This is a genomic window from Streptomyces flavofungini (genome assembly GCF_041028215.1).
GTDB classification, from domain to species: domain Bacteria; phylum Actinomycetota; class Actinomycetes; order Streptomycetales; family Streptomycetaceae; genus Streptomyces; species Streptomyces flavofungini_B.
Window position 1 is genome coordinate 1 of sequence record NZ_JASKYR010000844.1, and the last position, 2,954, is coordinate 2,954.

Annotated in this window: 4 protein-coding genes; all 4 read right to left on the bottom strand. The window is 70.9% G+C overall.

Annotated elements, in window-relative coordinates; translation table 11 throughout:
• Positions 1-108: 108 nt before the first annotated feature.
• Entirely contained in the window at positions 109-483 is a 375-nt protein-coding gene (locus tag AB8Z36_RS35375) for a helix-turn-helix domain-containing protein (protein ID WP_055529762.1), read from the bottom strand.
• 109 nt (positions 484-592) lie between these two features.
• Positions 593-1,249 carry a CinA family protein gene (locus tag AB8Z36_RS35380; RefSeq protein WP_369217489.1) on the bottom strand — a complete coding sequence of 219 codons (657 nt, stop codon included), beginning with the start codon at positions 1,247-1,249 and terminating at the stop codon, positions 593-595.
• Positions 1,246-1,968, bottom strand: a complete 723-nt coding sequence (gene pgsA / locus AB8Z36_RS35385) for a CDP-diacylglycerol--glycerol-3-phosphate 3-phosphatidyltransferase (protein ID WP_369217490.1) — start codon at positions 1,966-1,968, stop codon at positions 1,246-1,248. Before pgsA ends, AB8Z36_RS35380 begins: the two co-directional genes overlap by 4 nt.
• On the bottom strand, positions 1,965-2,954 hold a 990-nt coding region (locus AB8Z36_RS35390; protein WP_369217491.1), incomplete at its 5' end, for a MiaB/RimO family radical SAM methylthiotransferase. The genes pgsA and AB8Z36_RS35390, both read right to left, overlap by 4 nt.

A 2,954-nucleotide genomic window follows, 5' to 3' on the forward strand; every position in this document is an offset into this window, starting at 1 on the left:
CCCCCAGAGGCGCTCACACCCCGAGGCCCTCGTGTCCCTCCGGAGGACAAAGCAAAAGGTCCCGACCGGGTACCCGGTCGGGACCTTCACACGCATTCGCGCTCGGCGTCATGCAGCGACGACGTCCACCGCTTCCGCGGGGGCCTTGATCGTCACCCGTTCCGGTGGCACACCGGCCACGGAGACGGAATTGAGCATCGGGCGAACCGGCGCACGCACCGGTTCCGTGACCGCTGCAGACTCAGCCAGCTCGGCGAGCGACAGTTCGTCGCTCACTTCACGCATGAGCTCGGACATCCGTACGTCAAGCGCGTCGCAGATCGCGGAAAGCAGCTCGGAGGAAGCCTCCTTCTGCCCCCGCTCCACCTCGGAGAGATAGCCGAGCGAGACTCGGGCGGACGAGGAGACTTCGCGCAGAGTACGGCCCTGGCGCTGGCGCTGCCGACGCAGCACGTCACCAAGCAGGCGACGGAGCAGAATCATCGGTGGCTCCCTCCTCGGACCGCGTAGCCGCATCCTTCACGCCCCACCGTACCGCCTTGCGCGGCGGCCGTGCGGGGAGCGATGTCGTGTTCACTCAGGGCTGCAAACATCAATTCCCCCCGTTCTGTTCCGTATCCTGTGCCCGCCCATTCCCGGCCCGTTCGCCCGAGAGCCGCTCCAGAAGCAGCTTGAGCACGCTCCGTACACTCTCCCTACGGATTTCCGCCCGGTCCCCGTTCAACCGCAGGGCGGCCACTTTCCCGCCGGGTCCGCCAAGGGCGTAACCGTTCTGCCTTGTGTTTCGCGGCCCGCCTACGGCGTGATCAAGCCCCGGGGCGTCGACTTCCGGTCGAGTTCGGCCGCGGCCGGTGACGTCGTCCGCGCCGCTTTCCGGTCCGGCGACCGCCACGAAGACCGTACCCACGGCCTGCCCGTCCTGCGGATCGGGACCGGCGACCCCGGTGGTCGCGATGCCCCAGTCGGCGCGCAGGGCCGCGCGCACGCCCCTGGCCATCTGCCGTGCGACCTCCGCGTCCACCGCTCCGCGCTCCTCAAGGAGCGTGCCGTCGACGCCGAGGACATCCCGCTTGAGGTCCGTGGCATATGCCGTCACAGAGCCCCGGAAGACCTTGGAGGCGCCGGGCACCGCCGTGAGACCGGCGGCCACCAGGCCCCCGGTGAGCGACTCGGCGACGGCCACGGTCTCGCCACGCGCGGTGAGCAGCCGCACCAGCTCAGCCGCGGTGTCCTGAGTCGTCGAGGTCACTTCGCGGTCTCCCGGCCCGGCTCAGGCGCAGGCTGCTCCGCCGACGCCGCCGCGAGGCGCTCCCGCGCCCTGCCCTGCCTGCGCAGGACGACCGCCTGCTTCACGTAGTCGAGGCCGGTCACCACGGTCAGTACCACGGCGACCCCCATGACCCAGAACCGCAGCGTCGCGAGCGGCCCGGTCAGCGCCAGGACGTACATCCCGACGGCCGTGCCCTGCGCGAGGGTCTTCATCTTGCCGCCGCGACTGGCCGGGATCACTCCGTAGCGGATCACCCAGAAGCGCAGCAGCGTGATCCCCAGCTCACGGCCGAGGATCACCCCGGTGACCCACCAGGGCAGGTCGCCGAGCCAGGACAGACAGATCAGCGCGGCCCCCATGATCGCCTTGTCGGCGATGGGGTCGGCGATTTTCCCGAAGTCCGTGACCAGGTTGTACGTGCGCGCGAGATGCCCGTCGAAGAGGTCGGTGATCATGGCGATGGCGAAGGCGGCCCAGGCGAAGGAGCGCCAGGCCGGGTCGTACCCGCCGTTGCCGAGCAGCAGCATCACGAAGCCGGGCACGAGCAGCAGCCTGACCATGGTCAGCAGGTTCGCCACATTCCAGAGGCTGGCCTGGTTGACCGCCGCGGCACCCAGCTTTCCGCCCCGCACCGGCGTGGCGCCCCCGGCGCCCTTGGCGCCGGAGCCGCTCGACGCGGATGCCGGGACTCCGGTCATCTGCCGGCCTCCCCGATACACTCGGCCACCAAGTCCACGCCCTCCGTGCCGACGACCTTTGCCACGACCATACGGCCCACCTGGAGGTCCGCCCCGCCGTCGGCGCCCGTCAGACGGATCTGGCCGTCGGTCTCCGGGGCCTGGTGCGCGGCTCTGCCGAGCGGCCCCTCCTCCTCGTCGAGGGACTCGACAAGCACCTCGACGGTCTCACCGAGCCGCTCCTCCGCGCGCTGCGAAGTGAGCTCCTCGGCCAGCCGCGCGATGTGCGCGAGCCGCTCGTCGACGACGTCCTGGGGCAGCTTCTCGGTGTACGTGGCCGCTTCGGTGCCCTCCTCGTCGGAGTACCCGAAGACGCCGATGGCATCGAGCCGCGCGCCGGTGAGGAAACGCTCCAGCTCGGCGAGGTCGCCCTCGCTCTCGCCGGGGAAGCCGACGATGAAGTTCGACCGGACACCGGCCTGCGGCGCCTTGCCCCGGATGGTTTCGAGCAGTTCCAGGAAGCGGTCGGTGTCGCCGAAGCGCCGCATGGCGCGCAGCACGCCCGGCGCGGAGTGCTGGAAGGAGAGGTCGAAGTAGGGGGCGACCTTCTCGGTGGAGGTGAGCACGTCGATGAGGCCGGGCCGCATCTCGGCGGGCTGGAGGTAGCTGACGCGCACCCGCTCGATGCCGTCGACGGCCGCCAGCTCGGGCAGGAGCGTCTCCAGGAGCCGGATGTCGCCGAGGTCCTTGCCGTACGAGGTGTTGTTCTCGGAGACGAGCATGACCTCCTTGACGCCCTGCTCGGCCAGCCAGCGGGTCTCGCCGAGCACGTCGGAGGGCCGCCGCGAGATGAAGGAGCCGCGGAAGGAGGGGATGGCGCAGAAGGAGCAGCGCCGGTCGCAGCCGGAGGCCAGCTTCACGGAGGCGACGGGGTGGGAGCCGAGGCGGCGGCGCAGCGGCGCGCGCGGCCCGGACGCGGGCGCGACTCCCTCGGGCAGGTCCTTCGG

Bases quoted from the DNA above. Each gene is read 5' to 3' on its own strand.
- AB8Z36_RS35375 (WP_055529762.1), bottom strand. From the start codon at position 483: ATGATTCTGCTCCGTCGCCTGCTTGGTGACGTGCTGCGTCGGCAGCGC.
- pgsA (WP_369217490.1), bottom strand. From the start codon at position 1,968: ATGACCGGAGTCCCGGCATCCGCGTCGAGCGGCTCCGGCGCCAAGGGC.